Source organism: Marinomonas posidonica IVIA-Po-181 (assembly GCF_000214215.1).
Lineage (GTDB): Bacteria > Pseudomonadota > Gammaproteobacteria > Pseudomonadales > Marinomonadaceae > Marinomonas > Marinomonas posidonica.
Genome location: NC_015559.1, coordinates 1,854,443 through 1,877,349 on the forward strand (window position 1 = coordinate 1,854,443; position 22,907 = coordinate 1,877,349).

Genomic DNA, 22,907 nt, shown 5'->3' on the forward strand with positions numbered 1-22,907 from the left:
TTATACTCTTTAGGATTATTTCAGATGGAGGTGTTATGCGAGTCAGTGAAATAGCAAAAAAAGCCCTAGTCACTCCAGATACGGTTCGGCATTACACACGCATAGGCTTAATCTCAGCTGAGCGAAATCCTGATAACGACTATCAGCTTTATGACAATACGGCTTTACAAAGGTTGAAGTTTATTCGCCAAGCAACGGAATTGGGTTTTAGTCTTAAGCAAGTGGAGAATATCCTACAGCAATCTGACAGTGGTGATTCTCCTTGTCCTATGGTGCGAGATCTGTTGCAGCAAAAGGTTCCGGAAACAAAAGCCAAGATAGCACAGTTGCAAGCACATCTAGCAAAAATGGAAACGGCTTTAGCGGCTTGGGAATCCATGCCAGACGGTGTGCCGAATGGTCATTCTATTTGTTGTTTAATTGAAGATTGGGAAGGCGTTTCTCTACAAGATAAAGCATTGGAGGATTGTCATGACGGATGCAAATAACGATAAAGTGTTTTTGTCTGTTTATGGTATGAGCTGCCAAGGCTGTATTCGAAAAATCCGCGAACAGATTCAAGCAATAAGCCCGAATGCTGAGGTGATTGGTGAGCCAAAGGCTAATCATTTAGAGGTTTTATCGGATTTAAACTTGGTGCAAATTCAGGGAGCAGTTGAGCAAGCAGGGTTTTCAATAAGCGAAAATGAACCAAAGCAAGAAGCAAATACTTTGTCATCGAGTGATCATGCTGAATTGGAAAAGCAGTCCATAGAACGAGAGACAATACAGGCAGTGGATTATCAAATTGCGATCTCGGGAATGACTTGTGCAGGTTGTGTGAATACCGTTCAGTCAGCGTTAGCCAAAGTTGATGGTACCAAAAAGGTTGAGGTGAATTTTGCCAGTCACCTTGCTCAAGTGTCCAGTTCTGCCCGTTATCAAGACTTGTTGACGGCGATAAGTGATGCAGGTTATCAAGGTGAGTTAGTGACTGATGCGCAACAGAATGCAGAACAAAAAATGGCTAAGGATGCTAAAGAATATCGTCACAAAATCACCTCATCCTTAATGGGGCTTTCCCTTGGCGTACCACTTATGTTGTACAGTCTATTAGGTGGAAGCATGAAAGTGAGCTCGCTCATCGAGCAGTTTGTTTGGTTTTTCATTGGCTCTGTATGTGCGCTTATCATGTATTTCGCAGGCAGACATTATTTCATAAGTGCATGGAAAGCGGTGCGCTCACATCATGCCAATATGGATTTGTTAATCGCCATTGGTACTGGTAGTGCTTGGTTATATTCTATGTTTGTGGTGTTGTTTCCAGACTTTTTGCCAACGAATATTCGGCATTTGTATTTTGAAGCCGCGGTGATGATTATTGGTTTAATCAATCTTGGTCAGGCGCTTGAGGTCAAAGCGAGAAGCAAAACCAACCAAGCACTGCAGAAATTGTTAGATCTAGCCCCCAAACAAGCCATTCTTGTTCGTGGTGGACAGGATGTTCAGGTCCCTGTTGCACATGTAAATGTGGGGGATGCACTCCGATTGCGCTCCGGCGATGCGGTACCTGTTGATGGCAAGGTTGTAGAAGGGCAATCCTATTTAAATGAAGCCATGTTAACGGGTGAATCCGTTCCAGTTCACAAAACCATAGGGGATTTAGTCAAAGCTGGCACCATTAATACCAATGGTAGCCTAGTAATTAAAGTGCTTAAAACAGGCAAACAAACTCAACTGGCTAAGATAGTTGATATGGTCAGTCGCGCACAAAACTCAAAACCGCCGATCAGTCATTTGGCGGATAAAGTCTCTGCAGTTTTTGTTCCAAGCGTGATCATCATCGCCATATTGACTGCATTGGCTTGGTTTAACTTTGCAGATGCCGATGATTATTCCTATATGTTAGTGACGGCTGTTTCGGTGCTAATTATTGCTTGTCCATGTGCGCTTGGATTGGCGACACCAATTTCAACTATGATTGGGGTAGGCAAAGCCGCAGAGGTTGGCGGATTGATTCGTAATGGTGAAGCGTTACAGGTAGCAAGTAACATTGACTGCCTAGTTTTCGATAAAACTGGCACCATTACGCAAGGAAAACCCTGTGTTACCAAGGTTGATTACTTTAATGAGCAAGCTCAATATGAATTTATTAATTCTTTGGTTAAATCCCTTGAAAGCAAAGTAAGCCATCCGTTAGCTCATGCTTTACTTGAATACATTGATCGACAAGGCTCAAAACAAACCACAGATAAAGGCTCAGTTGATCACATCACATTGAGTGAATATGAAAACTTGCCAGGTTTAGGGGTTCGTGGTCGATATCAAAATGACTGGTATTACCTTGGTAATGAAAAGCTGCTTAACCAAGCAGGCCTTTCTGTACTGCCGTCAGTTAATACAGAGGAGGCGGGTAGTCATGTTTACTTGTTTTCGAGTGACACATTGCTAAGCCATTATTTGTTACAAGATCCGATTCAAGAAAGTGCCGCTAATGCATTGAAAAACCTTAAACGCATGGGCGTAAAATTGATAATGCTGACCGGCGATCAAAAATTGAACACATCACAGGTTGCTGCTCAATTAGACTTAGATGAGTATCACGCAGAATTGCTACCTGAAGACAAATTAGAATGGATTAAGTCTCTACAGCATCAAGGGAATGTTGTTGGCATGATAGGCGATGGTATTAATGATGCACCTGCATTAGCACAGGCAGATGTGGGCTTTGCCATGGGCGAAGGAACGGATGTGGCCATGGAAAGCGCGGATGTCACCTTATTGCATAATAACCTTAATGCCTTGGCAGATGTGATTTCTGTGAGTAAAGCAAGCATTCGTAATATCAAACAAAACCTCTGGGGGGCCTTTGCTTACAACACATTAGGGATACCTATTGCTGCAGGCTTGTTGTATCCCATAACGGGTTGGTTATTGAGCCCAATTATTGCTGGTGTGGCCATGTCGTTATCGTCCGTCACAGTCGTATTGAATGCTAATCGACTTAGACAGGTGGTTAAAAAGCAATTAAAGGGTATTGAGCATGCTCATTAATATTTTAGGGATGGCCGCAATTGGCTTTGTTATTTACTGGTTCTGGTTTGCAAATAAATGATCAATGTATTTTTGTCGAGATCTATCAAAATGGTGGCTTGTTTTATAGCTCAAGACTAGGTGCAATATTAATCAATCACTAATGCGAGCAGACAGAGCGAAGTGACGATAATAAACAGCATGGATGATATCACTATCATTTGAGCTTGTTAGCGTAATGGGCAGCAATCTCATATGGCACATGAAGACAGCTACCAACTTAGCCATTGATTTAATGTTGCGCATTTATAACGTCAATTATGAAGTGGATACGAGAAGACAACATTTGGATCAATTGAACATACCTTGCATCAGGCAAAATAGAAGTCATTTATTTTACAGCTAGGGCCAGAAAAATTTAGACAAGCCTTGTTATTTTCTTCAATGTCTTAGTTTATAAAGTATCTTAATAATCAACTTAACTCATTGATAAATCATTATTACAACAGAAACTGTAGAGCGCATATGGATAATATACTATTTCCGATAATAACATTTATCGGAAATAGTGAAGATAAATTAGAGTCCTATTTTGACTCTAATTCGTTACATATGCTTCTATAGATGATTCTTCAGTTCGGCTAGATGATTAACGGTATACGTTGGCTTAATGGTTTCATGCTCATCGAGTTTGTGATGATTCAACCAGCATGTGTCGACACCAAACTGGTTACCTCCCAAGATGTCAGATTCCAGCGTATCGCCAACCATGAGTACGTTTTCTTTGCTTGGTTGCGACATCTTATCAAAAGCGTATTCGAATATTCTTGCGTCTGGCTTAGCTACACCAACTTGCTCTGAAATGATTAGGTGTTCAAAATATTGACTCATACCGGTTTTTTGAAGGCGAATTTCTTGTAACTGAGTAAAACCATTGGTGATGATGGCCATTTTAACGCCTGATTGATGAAGGCTTTTGACCAGTTCATCTGCTCCAGGTAATGTCTGACAAATCTCCGCCATGGCATTGAGAAACTCTTGATTGAGCTGATTCGAACTTACGTTGAGTTTATCTGACCAGGAATCGAATCGTCTGGTTTGCAGCTCTAAGGCGCTGATATCACCGTTCTGATAATCCACCCAAAGTGGCTTGTTGATGTTTTGGTAGGCTTGAAAATCGTCTTTTTCAAAGGTTACGCCATACTGGCTGAACATGCGTTTCAGGCCTGAAAAGTTATCGAAGTGAAATAAGGTTTCGTCGGCGTCAAATAGTACCCACTGATACTTCATAGTTAGGCTTCTTTTCTGTCATTAATGTTAAAAGTGTTGAGGATGTAAAATCGGTGCCAAGGCTAAAATAATGGCTTGTGAATAAACGCTTTGCCTCGTTGCAGCATGATTGGTAAACAGTCCGATGGCGCCGCCTTTTTGACGAATGTTTTGTGTGTTAAACACTTCATCCATTATTGGCCCCAATTCTTCTCGGTTTTGAAGTCGTTTAAATATTTGATCTGGAAGTGGCAAATTAGCGGTTCGGCCTATATGCTGGGTGTCATTTTGATCAACAATTGCAATATAGGCAAAGGTTGCAGCGCCCTCCTCAAATTGATCAACGCCGCCTTCCATGGAAATATAAAAATCGAATTGCTGGTTGATGTCGTCTTGTTGGCAAGTTAATGCTCTATTAACCGCGCCAAGACGTGTTTCTGACTCTGTCATTGGCTGATCCGCTACACCTGATGGTGCCGACCGACCTTCACAATGAATAATATGATCAGGATGACATTGTTCAAAAGCCTGCTTGGCCGCGGCGACTTTTACAGGATTGCTTGAGCCAACTTGAATGCGAATCACGGAAGTCATATGTTCCTCATTAATATACCGTGTGAAACAAAAAAAGCCGCAACCAAAGGGTGCGGCTTTTGGGTGTGCTTACAGCTACGCTTGCCCTTTAATGATAGGTGTTGGGCACATTACATCGGCATTTTGACCTCGGTGACGAAGCAAGTGGTCAATGAGCGTGATGGCTAACATAGCTTCTGCGATTGGTGTCGCACGAATGCCGACACAAGGATCGTGACGTCCCTTAGTAATGACGTCAATGGCATTGCCATCACGGTCAATACTTTTGCCAGGTGTGGTGATGCTGGAGGTTGGTTTTAATGCCATGTTCACGACAATGTCTTGTCCTGAAGAAATGCCACCCAATACACCGCCAGCATGGTTTGTCAGGAAGCCTTCTGGTGTCATCTCGTCTCTATGTTGACTGCCTTTTTGCTCAATGACATCGAAACCATCTCCAATTTCAACCCCTTTAACCGCATTGATGCCCATCATGGCCTTAGCGATGTCTGCATCCAAACGATCAAATACGGGTGCACCGAGTCCTGGCATAACATTCTTGGCGATTACCGTAATTTTAGCGCCAATCGAATCACCTTCTCGGCGAAGGGCTGTCATATAAGTTTCCAATTCTGGAATGGCGTCTGGGTCTGGGCTAAAGAAGCTGTTGTCATAGACTTGAGATAGATCTTTAACCGCCAGTTTGATGGGACCTAGCTGCGACAAATAGCCTTGTATTTCGATGCCGAAAGTTTGTTTCAGGTATTTTTTGGCGATGGCACCAGCCGCAACTCGCATGGCTGTTTCGCGGGCCGAAGAGCGACCGCCACCTCGATAATCTCGGAAACCGTACTTTTGATCATAAGTGTAGTCGGCATGTGCTGGTCTAAAAGTATTGGCGATGTTGCCATAATCTTTTGAGCGCTGATCGGTGTTTTCAATCAACAATCCAATCGGTGTGCCGGTCGTTTTTCCTTCAAACACACCGGATAAAATTTTGACTTCGTCTGCTTCACGTCGCTGTGTCGTGTGTTTTGACGTGCCGGGTTTTCTAAGATCCAGATCGCGTTGTAAATCGGCTTCGCAGATTTCAATACCTGGTGGGCAACCATCTACGATAGCGCCTAATGCTAAGCCATGACTTTCACCAAATGTGGTGACTTTAAATAGGGTTCCGAACGTATTGCCTGACATAGGTTTATTCTACTCGTTTAATAATTCGATTAATTGTTCTTTGGTCAAAATGAATACGCCATTACCGCCCTGTTCCAGTTCCATCCACATAAATGGTGTGTCAGGGTATGCGGCTTGCAATGCCACTTCAGAATTGCCAACTTCGTACACCAGAATGCCATCATCATTTAAGTAATGTGCAGCTTGCGATAAAAACTGATGCGTAAAATCCAAACCATCTTCACCTGATGTTAGTGCGATTTCAGGTTCATTATGAAACTCTTCAGGTGCGCTCTGAAAATCATCTTGATCGACATAGGGCGGGTTGCAAATGATGAGGTCGTATTGCTTATTTTCTAGCCCTGCAAACATATCTGAATGAATGGTTTGAACTCGATCGTCAACGTCATGGCGATGAATGTTCTGCTGTGCGACGGTTAAAGCGGCGTCACTGATGTCGCTCAGATCAACCTCTGAATCCTCAAAGATTAAGGCTGCCGCAATACCAAGGCAACCGGAGCCAGTGCACATGTCCAAGATATTGAATGGGTAATGCATCAACCAGGGGGAAAACTCGGTCTCAAGTAACGATAATATGGGCGACCTTGGGATGAGAGTATCTTTGGTAACGTGAAAAGGTAAGCCCATGAACCAAGCTTCACCTAATAAATAAGGCAAGGGTTCTCGTTGATTGATTCGACGATGAACCAATTTGAGTATGTGTTTTTTTTCATTTTGCGTTAATGTGCAATCCAACATGTCGCGATCAAAGTCCAGTGGCAGTTTGAGTGCCCCCATAACCAACTGGACGGCTTCATCCCAAGCGTTGTCGGTACCATGTCCATAAAATAAATTGGCATTTTGAAAGCGCGTAAAAGTCCATCTAATGAAGTCTTTGATGCTGTGTAAATCGCGAATGGCTGTTTGTTTACGGCTCATTGTCTCTTCTTTGTGGTTGGATCGTTAAATAGCGTGCTTCATTATAACGATTATTTTCGCCTGCCTCTATCATTGTCTTTATCTTGCAGGCTATTTACGGATGAATTGAGAGACCGTAATTGATCTCGAATCTCTTGCCACTGTTGATTCGTTTGATCTGTAAATTGCTTTTCTTTTTGTTGTCGGGACAGTTCATCAGCGTGTGTTTGCTTCAAACTTTGAATGTGAGCGTCTTGTTTGGCGAGATCTAACTCTCGTTGCGCCAGATTGAGTCTTAAAGTTTCATTCGCTAGAAGAGCCTCTTCTAGTTGTGTCTTTAGTTGTTGGTTGTACGACATGACGTCATTTAGGCGTTTTTCTAGGTACTGATTTTCTTGGCTAAGGCGGTTTGTAAGAATTTGATGACTATGATGCTCTTCTTTTAATTCTTGATGTGTTTCTTCTAGTGTCGTAAGGCTCTCACTTAACGATAAATATTCTGAATCAATCGCGGACTGCTTTTGCTTGTGTCCCGCTTCCATATCAAAGGCTTTTTCTTCAATCAGTTGGTTTATCTGCTTAGCGGCTTCTCGCATGAACTGATTTATGGGGGTGGCGAGTCGATCATTCAGATTGCTTTCGATTTGTTTTTCATGGGCATCATAATCCAGCTGCCATTGATTAATCGCATTCAATAGAGTTGTGTTTGAACACTGTCGACCATCTTTATCAAGAAAATACTGAGCGACTCTTGGTATGTTTGGGTATTGATGTTTGTCGATTAACGTCCAGCACGCTTGCAGGATCTCTTGTCTTGAAATGTTCGCTTTTCTGGCCATGGAAAACTCTAAAAAAAATTAAGTAATTTATGTAAATAATTTATTAAATTTATCATTTAATGGAATTTTTTCCTATCTTGATATTCTAAGCACAAAAAAAGCGCCATTAGGCGCTTTTTTTTAAACTCATAAATCTTATTGCCACTGAAACTGGTTCATGGCTTTGACGGCAAATTCCACTCCCAGTTCTTTTGCCAATTCTTTTAAAGGCTCTTCCTTGGGTTCGAACACGACGGGGCTGGCATTTGGGAAGCGAGTTTCAAGCAATTGATTGATACTTGCCAGACCGTCAATTAATCCGATCTTTTCTGCTTGAGTACCTGTAAAGATAATGCCTGAAAAAACATCATCCGTGATGGTTAGTCGATCTTTACGACCTGCTTTAACTGCATCGATAAATTGCTGGTGAGTCTCGTTTAAAACAGACTGCCATTTTAGTGCTGCTTCATCTGTCATAGGGGTAAATGGATCAAGAAAGGCTTTATTTCGACCTGCTGTAAAGACTCGACGTTCTACGCCAATTTTCTCTAACAACTCTGATGCCTCAAAACCGGCGGAAATGACTCCGATAGAACCCACTAAACTGGCTTGATTGGCATAGATTTCCGTTGCTGCAGACGCAATGTAATATCCGCCCGATGCGGCCATGTCTTCGACAACCACTAGAATAGGAATATCAGGATAAACTGCTTGTTTGTTGCGGATTGCATCATAAATAATGCCTGAATGTACTGGGCTGCCACCAGGACTGTTCATTTCGATGATAACGCCCTGCAATTTATTGCTGCGGTAAGCGCTGTCCAATAAAGACACCATTTCGGAAGATTCAATATCGGCCTCGGCACCAATGATACCTTGCATCTCAATAATGGCGACGGTATCCCCTTGTATTTGCATATCGCTCAATTCGGCACGAGTAAACCAAGCGGCGAATATACCAACAAAGATGGCTAGAGTGGTAAATCGGAAGAAGATTTTCCAGCGTCTTGCTCGCCTCTTTTCAACCATGTTTTCAAGCAAGGTTTTCTCTAGCAAAGTCCAAATTTCGTTGTTTGCATCAATGCCCTGTTGTTGTGATTTACTTTCTGCCTTGATGGTAGGTTGATTGTGCTTCGCTGCCTTGTCTTCTTCTTCCGTCCAACTCATGAATTTAAGCCTTAAAGATTTGTTAATGTATTGGCTGAAAGTGTACCATAGCGAAAATTTTCACGATAAGGATTAGCAATGAATTCAGGCTTGACGTTAGAAGAATTGTCATTAGATCAAACTGTTGAATATAGAAAAACGGTGACGCAACAAGATGTTCATGCATTTGCTGAAGTAACGGGAGACACAAACCCTGTGCATTTAGATGCTGATTATGCGGCCACTACCTCTTTTGGACAGCCCATTGCGCATGGCATGCTTACTGCGGGCTTTATCTCAGCAGCCATTGGCACACAATTACCTGGACCGGGTTGCATATATTTGGAGCAAACTCTGAAGTTTCGGTCTCCAGTGTTTATTGGTCAAGAAGTCGTCACAAAAATTACCGTCGCTGATATTAATGAGCGTCGTCGCCGTGTGACATTGAAAACCGTTTGTGAGTGTGAAGGAAAAGCGGTCGTGACAGGTGAAGCAACTATTATGTTGCCAGCGGCTAAATAGAAGAATGAACAGCAAGGTGTTATTTATAAACGTTCGTTCGTGATGACACCTTGCTGTTTTAACTGAGATCAGCGTCTAGCTTAATCCCCACAAAACATACAAGCCAACCACTAGGTACGCCAAACTTATCAATCGAACTAAAAGATTGAAGATTAGATTGATCGCAACACCTTTAACGTAGTCGGTGCTTATTTGCCAACCAGCCAGCACTGAATTGAAAGCCGCTAGAATCAGCACAACACTCGACAAAGCCTTGTACCAAATAGGCGCAAGCAAAGCAGAAAAATCCGCTAGACTAGTTGGTTGATGATCAATAAGTAAAATCACCGTAATGATTGCCCAAAGACAAATTAAGGCATTTGATATACGTTGAAACAACCACTCTTTAGTGCCACTTCTGGCTTTATCTGCTGCACTTATAGCCATACCCAAACTCCCGATAAAATACTTAATACAATGCCAACTGCAATAGCAAGTTTGGAAACGAACATGCCACTTTCTAGTTCTTCAAAGTGTCCAAAGTCTTGGATAATATGTTTTATTGTAGCGACCACATAATAACCTAGTGCTGTCAGAATACCCCAGACAACAAATTGACCAACAACGTGATCAGTCATGAAGTTGTAAACTAAGTTAAAGCTGTCGTCAGACTGCAAAGAGAAGTAACCTGCTGTCAGTGACATGCCCAAGCCAACCCAAATGATGACGGCTGAGATGCGATGCAGGATAGAGGCGATAGCCGTAATCGGCAGGCGAATAGTCTTCAGATCTAGGTTGATCGGTCGAGCTTTGCTCATTATTGAGCTCCTTTATCAATCATTACGCAGTGAGATGATTTAATCTGGTCAAGATTATTAGTCAAGTTAATGCCAATATAGTCATGACATCGAAAAAACGCACACATTCTAATACAAACTGGCGCAGAACAAGAGCGTTAAATTCTTAGTTTAGGCTTAAATCGATCAGAATGGTGAAAATAGATACTGAAAATGGTGCTGCTTTAGATCACAAAATTAGGTTTCGTACGGTGAGGAAATTAAAAAAGGGCCGTGTATGCGGCCCTTTTTTAGGATTTTGGAGAAGATGTCTTTTGGTTGTTAATGATTTAATGACATCACGATCCGCCCTGTAATGTCGCCTTTTTCCATGTCGGAAAAAATGTCATTAATGTCTTCGAGTTGCTTCTCTTCAATAATGGCTTTCACTTTGCCACGTGCAGCGAATTCAAGACACTCTTCTAAGTCTTTTCGAGTACCAACGATGGACCCCACCACACTAACACCATTTAAAACGGTATTAAAAATAGGTAAAGGCATGTCTTCTGGTGGTAGTCCTACCAATACGCATTTTCCTCCTCGTCGGACCACATCGTAACTTTGTCGAAAGCCAGCTTTGCTCACAGCAGTACATACCGTCGCATGAACTCCCCCTGTAAGGTTTAATATTTCATCTACGACATTGTCTGTTTTAAAGTCAAAATACTGCTCAGCACCGAGTTTTGTGGCCAATTGACGTTTAGCGTCACCAGTATCGACTGCAACAACACGTAATCCCATGGCAGCCGCATACTGAACCGCTAAGTGCCCTAACCCACCAATTCCAAAAATTGCGACCCAGTTTCCTGGCTTAGCCTGGGAAACTTTTAAGGCTTTATAAGTGGTCACGCCAGCACAAAACAAAGGGGCAGCGTCCACATAACTTAAACCATCAGGTACTTTAATGACATAATCCGCATGCGCAGCACAGTATTCAGCATAACCACCATCAACAGAATACCCTGCATTTTGTTGAGATAAACAAAGGTTTTCATCTCCTGAAAGACAGTATTCACAATGTCCACAAGCACTGTACAACCAAGGGATGCCGACCCTGTCACCAATATTGAGATGCTGAACATTGGCACCAATTTCAACAATTTCACCGACACCTTCATGTCCTGGGATTAATGGTAGGCTTGGTTTGACCGGCCAATCACCATGACAAGCATGTAAATCCGTATGACATACACCACAAGCATGTATTTTGACTAAGACTTGATGAGAACTTATTTGAGGTTTGGCCACCTCTTCTATTTTCAATATGTTGCCAAATTGGTTTGCGACAGCCGCTTTCATCAACTTCTCCTATTTAATATAGAGTGATTTCGTCGGGGTGATGTTAGTCGATAGCGTGGTGAAGAAAGGCGACATAGGTCAAGTTCAGGGGAATTCTTTATACAAAAAACTGCGTCACATAGTGCAAATACTGGGCAATTTAATAAAAAAGGCTGTGATTTAGCTTTAAGCAGGCCTATATTAATTTCTTAGAGCATGGCTTTGGGTGTGATATGAAAGTGCAGTTACTCGTAATATTAGCGGTTTTGTTATCGTCTTTGTTGACGATATCTCAACGCGCCAATGCAAAAGAAGTGAGTCAATTGCGCTGGATTGAACCCAGTTTAGACCAAAGATTTTGCGAAGCCGCTGTCCCAGATCAGGATTTTGGTTCAGATAAGAGTCTTTTGTTGGTCTACAGCGATTATATTCCGCTGAACAAGGCTCTAATCAACCGATATATCTCACCTATTAAGATATCGTCCAATAATTGCATCAATCAAACTGAACCAAGAGCACCACCCATTTCATAGCGTTTTCAGAATAGTTGTATTAATACTGAATTTTGAAGGAGTTTCGTTATGAAAACACTTACCTATGTTTCAACAAAAGATGTAAATGAATTAACTTGGCCTCACGCGGCAGACAACACTAACTTGTATTCCTCTGCCCTAACAGTGTTTACTGACTTCACTGCAGGTGGACCAAGGGTAATAGAATCAAATGTTCGGGCCGATGAATTAGTGACTTTAATGCGCAAAGAGCATGTACGAATGAAGTTGGTTGTCGATTCAAACAATCATTTTATTGGTGTGATCAGTTTGGAAGACTTGTCTGAAGACGTGTTTATTCGCCAAGTGGCGGATGGTTATCAAAGATCTGAATTACTTGTAGCCGATTTAATGCGCCCAAAAGAAGTGCTTTTGGCTTTGTCCTACAAGTCTTTAAAGAATTCAGATATTGAGTCTCTTTTGTTTAGTCAGCGTAATAATCACTACCAACACTTGCTAGTCATTGACGAAGCAACTAAGGCGATTCGTGGATTGGTTTCATCTAATGATGTGGCTAGAGAATTAAGATTGGACATAGACGTGTCCTTCTCAAGTTTTCAACAGGTCTATAAAATCGCACTAGAAGAGGATAAAAAAGTGGCTCAAAAACTTAGAGTGGCTTAGTTTTTGAGGTTGCTTGCTCTTATATAAGGTGAGGCCTAATCATGATTAGGCCTCTTTCTTTTGAATCCAATAGTAATAGGTATCTTCTTCCTGAATCTGCTTCACTAAAGCGTGACCAAGAAATTGACAAAATTTTGGGATATCTCGAGTCGTTGACGGATCTGTTGCGGTGACTTTTAGTACCTCTTTTGCAGAGATCTCTCTCATTTTGGCGTGCAACATCATTACGGGTTCAGGGCACAATAATCCAGTCGCATCAAGCTCGGCTTGGTGTTCCATGTATATCCTCTATATAGAATTTGAACAATGAAATTAGGATGGCGACAGGATTAGCTTTTTCTGTAGCCATTCAGATGTAACCTGAGCAATCTCCTCGATCACTTCAGCTTGGTCCTTATTGTATTTCTTTAAAACTTTGAAGTCATGATCAGCGCCATTAACCCAATGAATTTCTACATTTTGGGGCAACTTTTGTTGGCTAACCCAATCCAAATTCCCCAATGGGTCTCGAGTTCCCTGAATAATCAAACATGGCTTTTCTAGGTTCTCTAAAAAAGACAAACGGTGCTTTTCTGGCTTTCTAGGTGGATAAAATGGAAAACCATAACACACAATCGCTTTAACCTGATCAAGTTTTGATAACTGGGTCGCAACACGCCCTCCCATTGATTTACCAGCTACCACACACGCCGTTTCATTCAATAGACAGTGTTCATATTCTACTACCAATCTCTTAAATTGAGTCGGCGGTCTTCGTTTGCCAGTGGCCTCTTGTTGTGTCATATAATCAAAGGTAACCGGGGTTACTTTTGTCGATGATGCATTCTGTAGAGACTGTTTAAGCTGAATCAAAAAGTCACTTAGATGCCCTGCTCCAGCACCGTGAGCCACATAAAAAGGTAGTGTCATAAGGTTTTAAATCTGTGGAAAATAAAGCTTATTATAAAGTTTTGTGTTGAGTTGGTCTAAGTTTATTGATCTGTGTCAGGCATCCACATCAAACGAAAGAGTAAACTTTCTATTAGAAATTTTAATAGGAACACATCATGATTTGGGATGACGCTTTAATTGCAAAGTATGACTTGTCCGGCCCTCGTTATACTTCTTACCCTACGGCACCACAATTTGATTCAAGCATCAATAAGATTGCCTTGATTGATCGAATGATGGCGCCATCCGATTTACCACTAAGCTTATATTTTCACATCCCTTTTTGTGCCAATCTTTGTTATTACTGTGCCTGCAATAAAATTGTGACAAAGCAATACCACAAGGCCACAGACTATGTTGAACTTCTTGGTGAGGAAATGCGCCTAAGAAGCCTAATGATGGACAATCAACGTCAGGTAACGCAATTACACTTTGGCGGTGGCACACCGACTTTTCTAAGCCAAGAGAACATTAAAACCTTGTTCGATTACATTCGTCAGCACTTTAATCTGATCAATGATGGCTCCCAAGATTACAGTATTGAAATTGATCCTAGGGAAATTGATCGTGAAAAATTAGCGCTGTTAGTGACGATGGGCATTAATCGGATTAGTTTGGGAATTCAGGACTTTGATGCAAAAGTTCAGCAGTCTATTCATCGTATCCAATCGATCGATCTGGTGACTAATTTGGTGAAGGAGGCTCGTGAACTCGGTATCCAATCCATTAACTTTGATTTAATTTATGGTTTACCATTTCAGTCTGAGACAGCATTTCGTAAAACCCTTGATGAAGTGATTAAACTATCGCCTGAGCGGATCTCTTTATTCAATTATGCTCACTTACCCGAACGTTTTCGGTCGCAAAAGCGCATTCCAGAAGAAAGTTTGCCTATCGCCAGTGAAAAGTTATCTATACTAAAAATGAGCATTCAATATTTGGTTGACGCAGGTTATGAATACATTGGTATGGACCATTTTGCCAAACCTGAGGATTCCCTTGCGCTGGCCCAAAAAACGGGTCATCTTCATCGTAACTTCCAAGGCTATACGACACATGCAGATACGGATCTGGTGGCATTTGGTGTCTCTGGTATCAGTAACCTGCATGGTGTTTATATGCAGAACCATGTAGATTTAACTGATTATAAAGGCAGTATAGAAAAGGGTCAGTTAGCCATTGCGAGAGGCTATATCAGCCATACAGATGACAAAATACGTCATGATGTCATTATGTCCTTAATATCCCAGTTTTCATTACACTTTGACAAGATTGAAAATCAATATAACATTAGATTTTCCGAATATTTCGAAAATGAACTTGAGAAGCTCCAACCTATGCTTAATGATGGCATGTTAGAGTTTATCGGTTCTCAAAAAAAGACAGGGATTCAAGTCACAGGGCGCGGCAGGTTGTTAATACGTGGCATTTGTATGGTTTTTGACAAATACCTTAATGGGACAATCAAATATTCTAAAGTTATCTAGATCAGGATTAGGGAGAATATACATGGCTATCACACACACGCAGCCAAGGTTCAGCAGTAAACTAACGTCTCAATGCCAAAATTGCAGTTTGAGTGCATTGTGTTTGCCCATCGCTTTAGCGGATGAAGACATCAACCGATTAGATCAAATTATTGAGCGAAAGAAACCTCTTAAAAAAGGCGAGTTCTTATTTAGGCAGGGTGATAGTTTTGATTCTTTATACGCCGTTCGCTCAGGCACGCTCAAAACCTATAACATCACCTCATTAGGTGAAGAGCAAATTACTGGATTTTATTGTCCGAGTGAATTGCTTGGTTTGAGTGGGATTGACTCAAGCACCTACCCTGTTTCTGCAAAAGCACTAGAAACAACGACGGTATGTGAAATACCATTTAGTCATTTGGAAGAACTATCTACACAAATCCCCTCACTTAAACATCAAATTTTCAAGATCATGAGTCGTAAGATCTCTGATGATCAGCAAATGATGGTTTTGCTAGGGAAAAAAAATGCAGATGAAAAAGTGGCCTCATTCCTACTTAACTTATCAAATCGCTTTAAACGTCGTGGTTACTCTGCTTCGTCTTTTCGATTGTCCATGTCTCGAGGTGAGATTGGTAATTACCTTGGTCTTGCGGTCGAAACTGTTAGTCGTGTCATCACACGTTTTCAAAAAAATGAATTGATTCATGTGGATGGTAAAGAGATTGAGATTGTTAATTTTGAAGAAATGCAAAAACTCGTTGGCGTGGCCAATGATTGTGATAAAATTGCACACTTTTGATTAATACAGAGGCAATTTTAGAGATGCTCTACGATGATTTTTATGTCAAATCACTCATTCAAACGGTAGAAGACTGGCCAAAGGAAGGTATTAGTTTTCGGGATATCACCCCGATTTTTAGTGACCCAAAAGGAATGAGGATGGTTGTGGATGCATACATTCATCGCTATATTGACTCTGATATCACTCACATTGCTTGCATTGATGCGCGTGGTTTTTTGATTGCGGCCGTTCTAGCGTATGAACTGCAAAAGCCGCTTATTCTAGTGCGTAAGAAAGGAAAATTACCAGGTAAGACAATTTCTCAGAAATACGCATTGGAATACGGCGAAGCGGAACTTGAAATTCAACAAGGCTCTGTGAAAGAAGGCGATCATGTTTTGCTTTTTGATGATCTCATTGCTACTGGTGGTACCTTATTTGCGGCGATAAAGCTCCTTACTCAGCAAGGTGCTGATATTAAAGAAGTCGCTGCCATTATTGATTTACCTGACTTAGGTGGTAGCCAAAAGTTGAGAGACAGTAATGTGCCTGTTTACAGTCTTTGTGCTTTTGACGGCGAATAATAAGTGATTCCATAAATAAAAAAGGTGACCTTATGGTCACCTTTTTTATTACAAGCGTTTAGTCTCTTTTGACATTAAGCTTTGTTAGAAATCAACCGTTGCACCAATAGATACGCCTTTGTTTGTTTCTTTACGAGATCCATTTTCATAGACAATGACAGTATTGCCATACTTCAAATAAGCGCGGGCGTTTCTCATGGTCATATATTCTAAGCGGAAATCATAAGTGTACATATGATTCAAGTTGGTAAAGGAAAGGACTTCTGGTGAATAATAAACAGAACCATAGAGGCTGATTCGATTCGCCTGTTGCAATGTATAGCGGTACCAGCCACCTAGGGTTAAGGCAAGAGAGAGTTCATCATCGTCATTTTCAAGCTCTGCATCTATTGCGTATAAACGCACTCCAATACCTATTTCTAGTGGTCCACCGCCACCTTCTGAATCTTGAACACTTAAGCCAAGATAACCAGTTGAAGTGGATTCATCTTTATCGTGAGATAGACCAGCGCCAATTCCAAAAGAGCCCATATCTAGGTTTACATTACCTTGAACCGTTTCGTTTGTTAAGTTGACTCCAGCCGTAGATGCTCCTGCAATAGTAGAACCCAAAAGGCCAAACGCTAAAAAAACGGTTTTAATATTCAAATTCATTTCTCAAATCCTATAGTGAAATAATGTTCAATCGATCAAAAGCTGATGGGGATTGCTTCAGCTCTTTAAAGTCAAAAAGTTCTGTGTCTGCTAAATGAGAAGGTACAACATTTTGCATCGCAGTGAACATAGTGTCCGTTCTGCCTGGATAGTCTTTTTCCCATTTTTGTAGCATGTCTTTAACTACTTGGCGTTGTAAGTTTTCCTGGGAACCGCATAAGTTACATGGAATGATTGGGTAGTTTTTCAATTCGGAAAAAGCCTCAATATCCTTTTCTTTGCAATATGCGAGAGGACGAATGACTACATGCTTGCCATCATCACTTAATAGTTTAGGTGGCATAGATTTGAGACGTCCACCAAAAAACATATTCAAAAATAATGTTTCTAGAATGTCATCACGATGATGCCCTAGTGCAATTTTTGTCGCACCAATCTCTTCTGCAAATCCATAAAGTGAACCCCGGCGTAGACGTGAGCAAAGTCCACAAGTGGTTTTACCATCTGGCACCACTTCCTTCACAATACTGTAAGTATCACGCTCCAATATATGAAAATCTACCCCCGTTTCTTTCAGGTAGGCTGGCAAAATATGTTCTGGGAAGCCGGGTTGTTTTTGGTCCAAATTCACCGCCACAATTGAAAAATCAATGGGGGCGCTGGCTTGTAAATTTCTTAAGATCTCCAACATAGTGTAAGAGTCTTTGCCGCCTGAAAGACAGACCATGACCTTATCGCCTTCTTCAATCATATTGAAATCCGCAATGGCTTGGCCCGTTTGTCTTCTCAAACGCTTTTGAAGCTTATTAAGCTCCAGTTTTTCTTTGGGACGATTTGTTAAATCCATTATTCACACACTAAAAATAAAACAAGATCATTTTACTATAAGCTCAGCAACATCGCATCAAAAATGAAATAGAAGCATAAAATGTGCATGAAAATCCATTATTTACATGTCGTTTGACGTGGCGCTTTCTGTCTGATGCATGTCTTTGATGAAGGTTAAACAGGAATGGCATTGCTTGCAAATGTATTCAACCCCCTTTTGGGCACGCGAATGACGCCGCTTGGTAAATTCATGCTGACGACAAGTACAAGCGTATAGGTAGCTGTTTTTGGTTGGGGGTAAGTCGAATGTGTGGGTTCGGTTAGGAGAAAGCTGATACACCTTTTTCATAACGGCTTGCCATTCTTTACCATGCGGGCGAACTGAAGTGCCGTAAATTTGATAGACGATAATATGTGCCACTTCATGAGGAACGACCGTGTTTAAAAATTCAACTGGGTCTTGTTGATACATAAAATGGTTAAATCTAAGTTCATTTTTCTGTAAATGAGCGGTGCCAGCGGCTCGCCCTTTTTGTTTGAAATTACAATGAGAAGGTTGGAATTTATGATTGAAAAACGTTTCAGCAAGCTCAAAGCAGAGCTCAACCTGGTGTTGCAGCTCAAGGATTTCTAAGTCTATGCTCGTATTGGTATTCATACAATCAAACATCAAGAAAGTGGTTAGTTAATGCTTTTTTCATGCAAAAGGCTTAAAAGAGAATCTGAGAACCGACTGACTTCGTCAATTGAAATACCCGACAAACGACTAAGTGAGGCAGCTGTTGTCGGTTTATGCTGACAGATTTTTCGTAATTGTCCATCTGTCATATTAATTTCTTGTTGGTTGTACAGCCAAGTTTTTACTTTGTGCCAATTAGCATGATCTTTCATCAATTCTTCTTCCGTCATCCTTGGGTAATAATGGTCGTTTGCTAGAATGACTTGACTTTGTCCCTTTAGTACTTGGCGGGCTTTTTCATTCAACTGGATAAGGAAAGAGTGGTTTCCTACTAGCTGAATGTATTCAAACGCCAAAAGGTGTCTAATAACGGTTTTCCATTGAGCTTCTGTTAGCTCCTTACCCTTTCCAAATAATGGCAATTTCTCAGCTTGAATGCTGGAGGTTGTTTTGGTTCTTTTGCCGAGCAAAATTTGAATGAGAGTAGAGAAAGCTTGAGTGCCTTTGGTGTAATAGATTAAGGACAAGAGTTTCTGGCTGGCAATAGTGGCATTATGTTCTGCCTGCTTACTAATACAGCGATCACAAATGCCACATGGTGTCGATATCTCATCAAAATGCGCCAATAAACTGAGTTTACGACATTGCCGATTTTCCAATATCTGAAATAAGCGCGTGAGTTTTGCTAATTCCACTCGCGCTTGCTCAGGCGTATCGCTCACCAGTTGTTGGGCTTTTAACATATCTTGCAACCCATACAAGAGCAGTGCTTTCGCTGGCTCATTATCACGACCTGCACGACCTATTTCCTGGTAATAGGCTTCAGGAGTGTTAGGAATATCCATATGAATCACGAAACGTATTTGAGGTAAATCAATTCCCATGCCGTATGCGGTTGTGGCGACCATAATGGTGCCTGTTTCTCGAGAGAATGTGGCATGGTTTCGTTGTTTGTCTTCATCTTTCATCGCAGCATGATAGGTTAAGCTATTGAAGCCTAGATGGCTTAGCCAAGCGCACAATTCTTCTGTTTTATTACGTGATCGGCAATAAATAATACCGGATTGACCAGAGACTTCATGATGAAGAAAATACAATATCTGTTGCTTGGCTTGTTTTTTCTGGGCAATTTGAATTTGGATGTTGGGTCGATCAATGCTGCCCTTAATCAAGTCCGCGTTTGGAATGCCTAATGAGGTTTGAATGCCTGCTAGAGTCTGTTTGTCAGCACTTCCTGTTAGCGCAATGATTGGAATAGTCGGAAAAGATTGCTTAACTTTCCCAAGTTGGCTGTATTCGGGGCGGAAATCCCCTCCCCATTGCGCAATGCAATGGGCTTCGTCAATGGCGAACAGAGCAATATCAACACTTTGCAAAAAGCCCATTACTGATGGTTGGATCAGCTTTTCAGGCGACAAATATAAAAATTCGATGCGATCATGGCGAATGGACCAAACTAAATCATCTTGCTCACCTGGATTTAAAGTGGAGTTGAGAAATTTGGCATGAATGTCTTTTGCATTCAATTGATCTACTTGCTGAGTCATTAGAGAGATCAGTGGACTGATAATCACAGCGACACCATGACGAATTAAACCGACTGATTGGTATATGAGCGATTTTCCACCACCGGTTGGTGCCGCAAGGACAACATCCTGCCCTGCTGATAAAGCGTCGATCGCTTCTTCTTGGAGAGGTCTATAATCTGAGTAACCTAAGCGCTTAAGAGCCTGTCGTTTTTTCAAAGTCATAAGACAATTATCTCTGATTTACGAGGCTTCTGCATCGATTTTTCTGGGTCTTTTCGCTAGAATCACAGTCTAAATTAACATTAGGAATTTAAATACATGGCACACCAACCTCTTGATGATCTGGAACTAGAAACATTAGAAGATTTTTTAGATTCAGACCAGGTTCACGAAGAATGTCAAAACTTTGTGATGGCTCATGGTTTTTTAACCGCTTTGGCCATTTGCCCTAAACCGATTTCCGTATCAGACTGGCTGCCTGTTGTATTTGAAGAAGCACCTAAGTATGAAAACGAAAAGCAAGAAAAGCAAATTACACAGTATCTGACTCGCTTATTCACCGATATTCAAAAAGAACTTGAATCTGAAGAGGGCTTCTTACTGCCTTGTGACATTGAAATGGGGACCTCCGCTGAGGAGCTAAGTGAGCTTCAAGAATGGGCGACCGGTTTCATGGAAGGTGTTTTCATGACGGAAGTTCAGTGGTTTGAATCTGAAAAAGAAGAGATTGTGGCCGAGTTACTTTTGCCAGTGATGGTGGCGTCTGATCTGTTTGATGATAAAGAAGTGCTCGAAATTCGTGCCAGTGACAAACTTACCGCGTCTTGCATCGCCCAAATTCCTGAAGTGGTAACGGACCTATTTTTGGTGCTTAGAACCGAACCAGAAAAGAAACCAATGCCTAAAAAAACGCCTAATAAAGGCAGTAATCATAAAAAGAAAAAAGCCAAATAAGTTATTTGGCTTTTTAATGTGTGCGCAGTGCAACTAGTGTGATGTCATCGAGTTGTACTGCGTCTCCTAAATACTCTTCTAATTCCTGCTCCGTTTTTGTTTGTGCGCTCATGAGATTTTCATCTGCATATGACATCTTAATGAGCGATTTCACCTGGTCTTCACCGTACATATTTCCTTCAGCATTTTTTAATTCCAGCACACCATCTGATAAAATAACTAAGGTGTCGCCCGTTTTTAAATGATCACGCTCTAAGCTTGAATCAAACTCATGAGTCGATTGTACCCCTAACGGCATATGACGAGATTGCAAACAATCCAATTTGCCTGACGAACGGCGAATCATGGCATCAGGCATACCACCGCCCCAATAACTGAAATGACCATCCGGTAACAACAAAATTAAATAACCTGCACAAAACATGTAATCAGGCAGAATACTGTTTAAGGTTTTATTAATTCTTATTGCTAACTCGCTTAGGCTTGTTAGGTCATCTACCGCATCGAAAAAGGTTTGCATGACGGGCAAGGCCCCAATCGATGCTGGTAAACCATGTCCGGTAAAATCGCCGACAAAAACCAATCTAGCACCATCTGCACGGGTTTTAACCAGAGCTAGATCACCATTAAAACTGGCAGCCGCAATACGTGTTATGACGACTTGGTCAGAGTTTTTCTCGCTTCTGGTCTGGATATGATCAAGCACCTGATGAGCCATTTCATGCTCGCGTTCAATCATGGTTTGAAAGAAAGTCAGTGCTTTATTTTTCTTATACATCTCTTTCACCAAAGCGACGTGACGCATATGGGTCTTAAGACGAATATTGAAAAGCATTTCATCAAATGGCTTTGGAAGGAAATCGTCCGCACCTGAATGGAAGCATCGATCCATTACTGAATCAGACGTATACGAGGCAAGAAAAAGCATAGGAACAAAACGTTTACCGCTTAGGTTCTTAAGTTTTTTCACCAAATCGAGACCATTACCACCTTTAATGATGACGTCCAATGTCACAATATCTGGCACAAAGTCTTTAAAGGCTTCAATGGCTTCATCGTATGAGGCCACCGTTTTAACATTAAGCCCTTCTCTTTCTGCGCAAAGTGTCAGGATGTCTCGGTAGACAGGCTCGCTATCTATGCATAATAATTTCATTCTTCTCTTTATATAATATTAAAGCGCTTATCAAAGCGAGAAATCATTAGGATGTTCTTGATAAAGGCATTTGCCCCTTTCAGATCAATTTCCTGTTCAGCAGGAATGGCATTGCGCATACTCAACAACATGCCCAGAGCCGCACTGTCCAAATACTCAACAGAAGACATATCAATAATGTAGCGATCAAATGTTTTGTCCAAGTCAGTATAAGCAGCTCGAAAGTCATTAAACAAGGAAAAATCGAAACTGCCCATTAAGCTGATAGTGACTGTGTTGCTTTTGTCATCATGGTTTACAGTAATACTCATACAGTTTGAGACAGGCTAACCAGCCTACTCTCCTCCGTGGCACTTAGGTGATAAAGGGGCGGATTGCTCACGATCCTGCCATTCATCCAATGTATAAAGATGCATAGCAAGAGCATGAATGTGCTGCATTTCTTCTTGTAAGCTGGCGTATATCAGCTGATGTCTTTGAACGAGTCTTTTGCCGATAAAATCATTTGAAATCATCACTAATTTAAAGTGAGATTCACTGCCAACTGGCACATTATGCATATGGCTTTCGTTTTCCAGTATCAGGTGATGAACATCAAGTGACTCTAGTAAACGTTGATGTATTTGCTGCTGAATTATCAT

General features: G+C 41.3%; 27 protein-coding genes. 9 read left to right on the plus strand and 18 right to left on the minus strand.

Annotation, left to right across the window (positions count from 1 at the left end; all coding sequences use genetic code 11):
• The first annotated feature begins 35 nt into the window (after positions 1 to 35).
• Positions 36 to 488, plus strand: a complete 453-nt coding sequence (locus MAR181_RS08720; protein WP_013796218.1) for a MerR family transcriptional regulator — start codon at positions 36 to 38, stop codon at positions 486 to 488.
• The gene (locus MAR181_RS08725; RefSeq protein ID WP_013796219.1) at positions 472 to 3,033 is read left to right on the plus strand and encodes a heavy metal translocating P-type ATPase; all 2,562 of its coding nucleotides are present in this window, start codon (positions 472 to 474) and stop codon (positions 3,031 to 3,033) included. The genes MAR181_RS08720 and MAR181_RS08725 overlap by 17 nt, the downstream gene beginning before the upstream one ends.
• 597 nt (positions 3,034 to 3,630) lie before the next feature.
• Here the strand turns inward: MAR181_RS08725 and yjjG are convergent.
• The 6 genes from yjjG to sppA all read right to left on the minus strand — a co-directional run bounded on the left by yjjG (position 3,631) and on the right by sppA (position 8,930).
• The gene (gene yjjG, locus MAR181_RS08730; protein WP_013796220.1) at positions 3,631 to 4,302 is read right to left on the minus strand and encodes a pyrimidine 5'-nucleotidase; all 672 of its coding nucleotides are present in this window, start codon (positions 4,300 to 4,302) and stop codon (positions 3,631 to 3,633) included.
• Positions 4,303 to 4,329: 27 nt separating this feature from the next.
• Positions 4,330 to 4,875 carry an inosine/xanthosine triphosphatase gene (yjjX, locus tag MAR181_RS08735; protein ID WP_013796221.1) on the minus strand — a complete coding sequence of 182 codons (546 nt, stop codon included), beginning with the start codon at positions 4,873 to 4,875 and terminating at the stop codon, positions 4,330 to 4,332.
• Positions 4,876 to 4,950: 75 nt separating this feature from the next.
• Positions 4,951 to 6,048 carry a chorismate synthase gene (aroC, locus tag MAR181_RS08740; RefSeq protein ID WP_013796222.1) on the minus strand — a complete coding sequence of 366 codons (1,098 nt, stop codon included), beginning with the start codon at positions 6,046 to 6,048 and terminating at the stop codon, positions 4,951 to 4,953.
• Between the two features lie 9 nt (positions 6,049 to 6,057).
• Positions 6,058 to 6,966: a 50S ribosomal protein L3 N(5)-glutamine methyltransferase gene (prmB, locus tag MAR181_RS08745; protein ID WP_013796223.1), complete on the minus strand. Its 909-nt coding sequence runs from the start codon at positions 6,964 to 6,966 to the stop codon at positions 6,058 to 6,060.
• Positions 6,967 to 7,016: 50 nt separating this feature from the next.
• Entirely contained in the window at positions 7,017 to 7,784 is a 768-nt protein-coding gene (locus MAR181_RS08750) for a hypothetical protein (RefSeq protein WP_013796224.1), read from the minus strand.
• A gap of 135 nt (positions 7,785 to 7,919) precedes the next feature.
• On the minus strand, positions 7,920 to 8,930 hold the full coding sequence (sppA, locus tag MAR181_RS08755; RefSeq protein WP_013796225.1) for a signal peptide peptidase SppA: 1,011 nt from the start codon (positions 8,928 to 8,930) through the stop codon (positions 7,920 to 7,922).
• A gap of 78 nt (positions 8,931 to 9,008) precedes the next feature.
• Here sppA and MAR181_RS08760 point away from each other — a divergent pair, with 78 nt between their 5' ends.
• Positions 9,009 to 9,431 carry a MaoC family dehydratase gene (locus tag MAR181_RS08760; RefSeq protein ID WP_013796226.1) on the plus strand — a complete coding sequence of 141 codons (423 nt, stop codon included), beginning with the start codon at positions 9,009 to 9,011 and terminating at the stop codon, positions 9,429 to 9,431.
• Between the two features lie 75 nt (positions 9,432 to 9,506).
• Here MAR181_RS08760 and sdhD read toward each other — a convergent pair whose 3' ends face one another.
• The 3 genes from sdhD to adhP all read right to left on the minus strand — a co-directional run bounded on the left by sdhD (position 9,507) and on the right by adhP (position 11,545).
• Complete coding sequence (gene sdhD, locus MAR181_RS08765) at positions 9,507 to 9,857, minus strand: succinate dehydrogenase, hydrophobic membrane anchor protein (RefSeq protein ID WP_013796227.1); 351 nt, start codon at positions 9,855 to 9,857, stop codon at positions 9,507 to 9,509.
• A complete protein-coding gene (gene sdhC, locus MAR181_RS08770) occupies positions 9,848 to 10,228 on the minus strand; it encodes a succinate dehydrogenase, cytochrome b556 subunit (RefSeq protein ID WP_013796228.1) in 381 nt (126 codons plus the stop codon). The genes sdhD and sdhC overlap by 10 nt, the downstream gene beginning before the upstream one ends.
• A 300-nt stretch (positions 10,229 to 10,528) precedes the next feature.
• A complete protein-coding gene (adhP, locus tag MAR181_RS08775) occupies positions 10,529 to 11,545 on the minus strand; it encodes an alcohol dehydrogenase AdhP (protein WP_013796229.1) in 1,017 nt (338 codons plus the stop codon).
• A 212-nt stretch (positions 11,546 to 11,757) separates the two neighbouring features.
• Between adhP and MAR181_RS08780 the strand changes: the two genes are divergently transcribed.
• Both MAR181_RS08780 and MAR181_RS08785 read left to right on the plus strand, forming a co-directional pair.
• The gene (locus MAR181_RS08780; protein WP_013796230.1) at positions 11,758 to 12,057 is read left to right on the plus strand and encodes a hypothetical protein; all 300 of its coding nucleotides are present in this window, start codon (positions 11,758 to 11,760) and stop codon (positions 12,055 to 12,057) included.
• A gap of 48 nt (positions 12,058 to 12,105) precedes the next feature.
• On the plus strand, positions 12,106 to 12,699 hold the full coding sequence (locus MAR181_RS08785) for a CBS domain-containing protein (RefSeq protein WP_013796231.1): 594 nt from the start codon (positions 12,106 to 12,108) through the stop codon (positions 12,697 to 12,699).
• Between the two features lie 45 nt (positions 12,700 to 12,744).
• On the opposite strand, the gene tusA is transcribed toward MAR181_RS08785, so the two are convergent.
• The gene (gene tusA, locus MAR181_RS08790; RefSeq protein WP_013796232.1) at positions 12,745 to 12,978 is read right to left on the minus strand and encodes a sulfurtransferase TusA; all 234 of its coding nucleotides are present in this window, start codon (positions 12,976 to 12,978) and stop codon (positions 12,745 to 12,747) included.
• Between the two features lie 33 nt (positions 12,979 to 13,011).
• Positions 13,012 to 13,608 (minus strand): alpha/beta family hydrolase, encoded by a 597-nt coding sequence (locus tag MAR181_RS08795; protein WP_013796233.1) that lies wholly within the window; start codon positions 13,606 to 13,608, stop codon positions 13,012 to 13,014.
• Positions 13,609 to 13,745: 137 nt separating this feature from the next.
• Here MAR181_RS08795 and hemN point away from each other — a divergent pair, with 137 nt between their 5' ends.
• The 3 genes from hemN to MAR181_RS08810 are packed head-to-tail and all read left to right on the plus strand — an operon-like array spanning position 13,746 to position 16,466.
• Positions 13,746 to 15,116: an oxygen-independent coproporphyrinogen III oxidase gene (hemN, locus tag MAR181_RS08800; RefSeq protein WP_013796234.1), complete on the plus strand. Its 1,371-nt coding sequence runs from the start codon at positions 13,746 to 13,748 to the stop codon at positions 15,114 to 15,116.
• A 22-nt stretch (positions 15,117 to 15,138) separates the two neighbouring features.
• Positions 15,139 to 15,900, plus strand: coding sequence for a fumarate/nitrate reduction transcriptional regulator Fnr (gene fnr, locus MAR181_RS08805; protein ID WP_013796235.1), 762 nt, complete (start codon positions 15,139 to 15,141; stop codon positions 15,898 to 15,900).
• A gap of 23 nt (positions 15,901 to 15,923) precedes the next feature.
• The gene (locus MAR181_RS08810; protein WP_013796236.1) at positions 15,924 to 16,466 is read left to right on the plus strand and encodes an adenine phosphoribosyltransferase; all 543 of its coding nucleotides are present in this window, start codon (positions 15,924 to 15,926) and stop codon (positions 16,464 to 16,466) included.
• Positions 16,467 to 16,550: 84 nt separating this feature from the next.
• Here MAR181_RS08810 and MAR181_RS08815 read toward each other — a convergent pair whose 3' ends face one another.
• From MAR181_RS08815 to MAR181_RS08830, 4 genes are all read right to left on the minus strand, one after another.
• Entirely contained in the window at positions 16,551 to 17,120 is a 570-nt protein-coding gene (locus MAR181_RS08815) for a YfaZ family outer membrane protein (RefSeq protein WP_013796237.1), read from the minus strand.
• A gap of 10 nt (positions 17,121 to 17,130) precedes the next feature.
• Positions 17,131 to 17,967 carry a tRNA 2-thiocytidine(32) synthetase TtcA gene (ttcA, locus tag MAR181_RS08820; protein WP_013796238.1) on the minus strand — a complete coding sequence of 279 codons (837 nt, stop codon included), beginning with the start codon at positions 17,965 to 17,967 and terminating at the stop codon, positions 17,131 to 17,133.
• 102 nt (positions 17,968 to 18,069) lie between these two features.
• Positions 18,070 to 18,606 carry a SprT family zinc-dependent metalloprotease gene (locus tag MAR181_RS08825; RefSeq protein ID WP_245546229.1) on the minus strand — a complete coding sequence of 179 codons (537 nt, stop codon included), beginning with the start codon at positions 18,604 to 18,606 and terminating at the stop codon, positions 18,070 to 18,072.
• Positions 18,607 to 18,629: 23 nt separating this feature from the next.
• Positions 18,630 to 20,378, minus strand: coding sequence for a RecQ family ATP-dependent DNA helicase (locus MAR181_RS08830; protein WP_013796240.1), 1,749 nt, complete (start codon positions 20,376 to 20,378; stop codon positions 18,630 to 18,632).
• A gap of 96 nt (positions 20,379 to 20,474) precedes the next feature.
• Between MAR181_RS08830 and MAR181_RS08835 the strand changes: the two genes are divergently transcribed.
• Positions 20,475 to 21,110 (plus strand): UPF0149 family protein, encoded by a 636-nt coding sequence (locus MAR181_RS08835; RefSeq protein ID WP_013796241.1) that lies wholly within the window; start codon positions 20,475 to 20,477, stop codon positions 21,108 to 21,110.
• 13 nt (positions 21,111 to 21,123) lie between these two features.
• Here MAR181_RS08835 and MAR181_RS08840 read toward each other — a convergent pair whose 3' ends face one another.
• From MAR181_RS08840 to MAR181_RS08850, 3 genes are read right to left on the minus strand one after another with little or no spacing between them, the layout of a single operon-like run.
• Positions 21,124 to 22,266, minus strand: a complete 1,143-nt coding sequence (locus MAR181_RS08840; RefSeq protein ID WP_013796242.1) for a SpoIIE family protein phosphatase — start codon at positions 22,264 to 22,266, stop codon at positions 21,124 to 21,126.
• Positions 22,267 to 22,274: 8 nt separating this feature from the next.
• Positions 22,275 to 22,577: an STAS domain-containing protein gene (locus MAR181_RS08845; RefSeq protein WP_013796243.1), complete on the minus strand. Its 303-nt coding sequence runs from the start codon at positions 22,575 to 22,577 to the stop codon at positions 22,275 to 22,277.
• Positions 22,578 to 22,601: 24 nt separating this feature from the next.
• Complete coding sequence (locus tag MAR181_RS08850) at positions 22,602 to 22,907, minus strand: BolA family protein (RefSeq protein ID WP_013796244.1); 306 nt, start codon at positions 22,905 to 22,907, stop codon at positions 22,602 to 22,604.

Coding starts and splice junctions, on each gene's coding strand:
- MAR181_RS08720 (WP_013796218.1), top strand. CDS start 36: ATGCGAGTCAGTGAAATAGCAAAAAAAGCCCTAGTCACTCCAGATACG.
- MAR181_RS08725 (WP_013796219.1), top strand. CDS start 472: ATGACGGATGCAAATAACGATAAAGTGTTTTTGTCTGTTTATGGTATG.
- yjjG (WP_013796220.1), bottom strand. CDS start 4,302: ATGAAGTATCAGTGGGTACTATTTGACGCCGACGAAACCTTATTTCAC.
- yjjX (WP_013796221.1), bottom strand. CDS start 4,875: ATGACTTCCGTGATTCGCATTCAAGTTGGCTCAAGCAATCCTGTAAAA.
- aroC (WP_013796222.1), bottom strand. CDS start 6,048: ATGTCAGGCAATACGTTCGGAACCCTATTTAAAGTCACCACATTTGGT.
- prmB (WP_013796223.1), bottom strand. CDS start 6,966: ATGAGCCGTAAACAAACAGCCATTCGCGATTTACACAGCATCAAAGAC.
- MAR181_RS08750 (WP_013796224.1), bottom strand. CDS start 7,784: ATGGCCAGAAAAGCGAACATTTCAAGACAAGAGATCCTGCAAGCGTGC.
- sppA (WP_013796225.1), bottom strand. CDS start 8,930: ATGAGTTGGACGGAAGAAGAAGACAAGGCAGCGAAGCACAATCAACCT.
- MAR181_RS08760 (WP_013796226.1), top strand. CDS start 9,009: ATGAATTCAGGCTTGACGTTAGAAGAATTGTCATTAGATCAAACTGTT.
- sdhD (WP_013796227.1), bottom strand. CDS start 9,857: ATGGCTATAAGTGCAGCAGATAAAGCCAGAAGTGGCACTAAAGAGTGG.
- sdhC (WP_013796228.1), bottom strand. CDS start 10,228: ATGAGCAAAGCTCGACCGATCAACCTAGATCTGAAGACTATTCGCCTG.
- adhP (WP_013796229.1), bottom strand. CDS start 11,545: ATGAAAGCGGCTGTCGCAAACCAATTTGGCAACATATTGAAAATAGAA.
- MAR181_RS08780 (WP_013796230.1), top strand. CDS start 11,758: ATGAAAGTGCAGTTACTCGTAATATTAGCGGTTTTGTTATCGTCTTTG.
- MAR181_RS08785 (WP_013796231.1), top strand. CDS start 12,106: ATGAAAACACTTACCTATGTTTCAACAAAAGATGTAAATGAATTAACT.
- tusA (WP_013796232.1), bottom strand. CDS start 12,978: ATGGAACACCAAGCCGAGCTTGATGCGACTGGATTATTGTGCCCTGAA.
- MAR181_RS08795 (WP_013796233.1), bottom strand. CDS start 13,608: ATGACACTACCTTTTTATGTGGCTCACGGTGCTGGAGCAGGGCATCTA.
- hemN (WP_013796234.1), top strand. CDS start 13,746: ATGATTTGGGATGACGCTTTAATTGCAAAGTATGACTTGTCCGGCCCT.
- fnr (WP_013796235.1), top strand. CDS start 15,139: ATGGCTATCACACACACGCAGCCAAGGTTCAGCAGTAAACTAACGTCT.
- MAR181_RS08810 (WP_013796236.1), top strand. CDS start 15,924: ATGCTCTACGATGATTTTTATGTCAAATCACTCATTCAAACGGTAGAA.
- MAR181_RS08815 (WP_013796237.1), bottom strand. CDS start 17,120: ATGAATTTGAATATTAAAACCGTTTTTTTAGCGTTTGGCCTTTTGGGT.
- ttcA (WP_013796238.1), bottom strand. CDS start 17,967: ATGGATTTAACAAATCGTCCCAAAGAAAAACTGGAGCTTAATAAGCTT.
- MAR181_RS08825 (WP_245546229.1), bottom strand. CDS start 18,606: ATGAATACCAATACGAGCATAGACTTAGAAATCCTTGAGCTGCAACAC.
- MAR181_RS08830 (WP_013796240.1), bottom strand. CDS start 20,378: ATGACTTTGAAAAAACGACAGGCTCTTAAGCGCTTAGGTTACTCAGAT.
- MAR181_RS08835 (WP_013796241.1), top strand. CDS start 20,475: ATGGCACACCAACCTCTTGATGATCTGGAACTAGAAACATTAGAAGAT.
- MAR181_RS08840 (WP_013796242.1), bottom strand. CDS start 22,266: ATGAAATTATTATGCATAGATAGCGAGCCTGTCTACCGAGACATCCTG.
- MAR181_RS08845 (WP_013796243.1), bottom strand. CDS start 22,577: ATGAGTATTACTGTAAACCATGATGACAAAAGCAACACAGTCACTATC.
- MAR181_RS08850 (WP_013796244.1), bottom strand. CDS start 22,907: ATGATAATTCAGCAGCAAATACATCAACGTTTACTAGAGTCACTTGAT.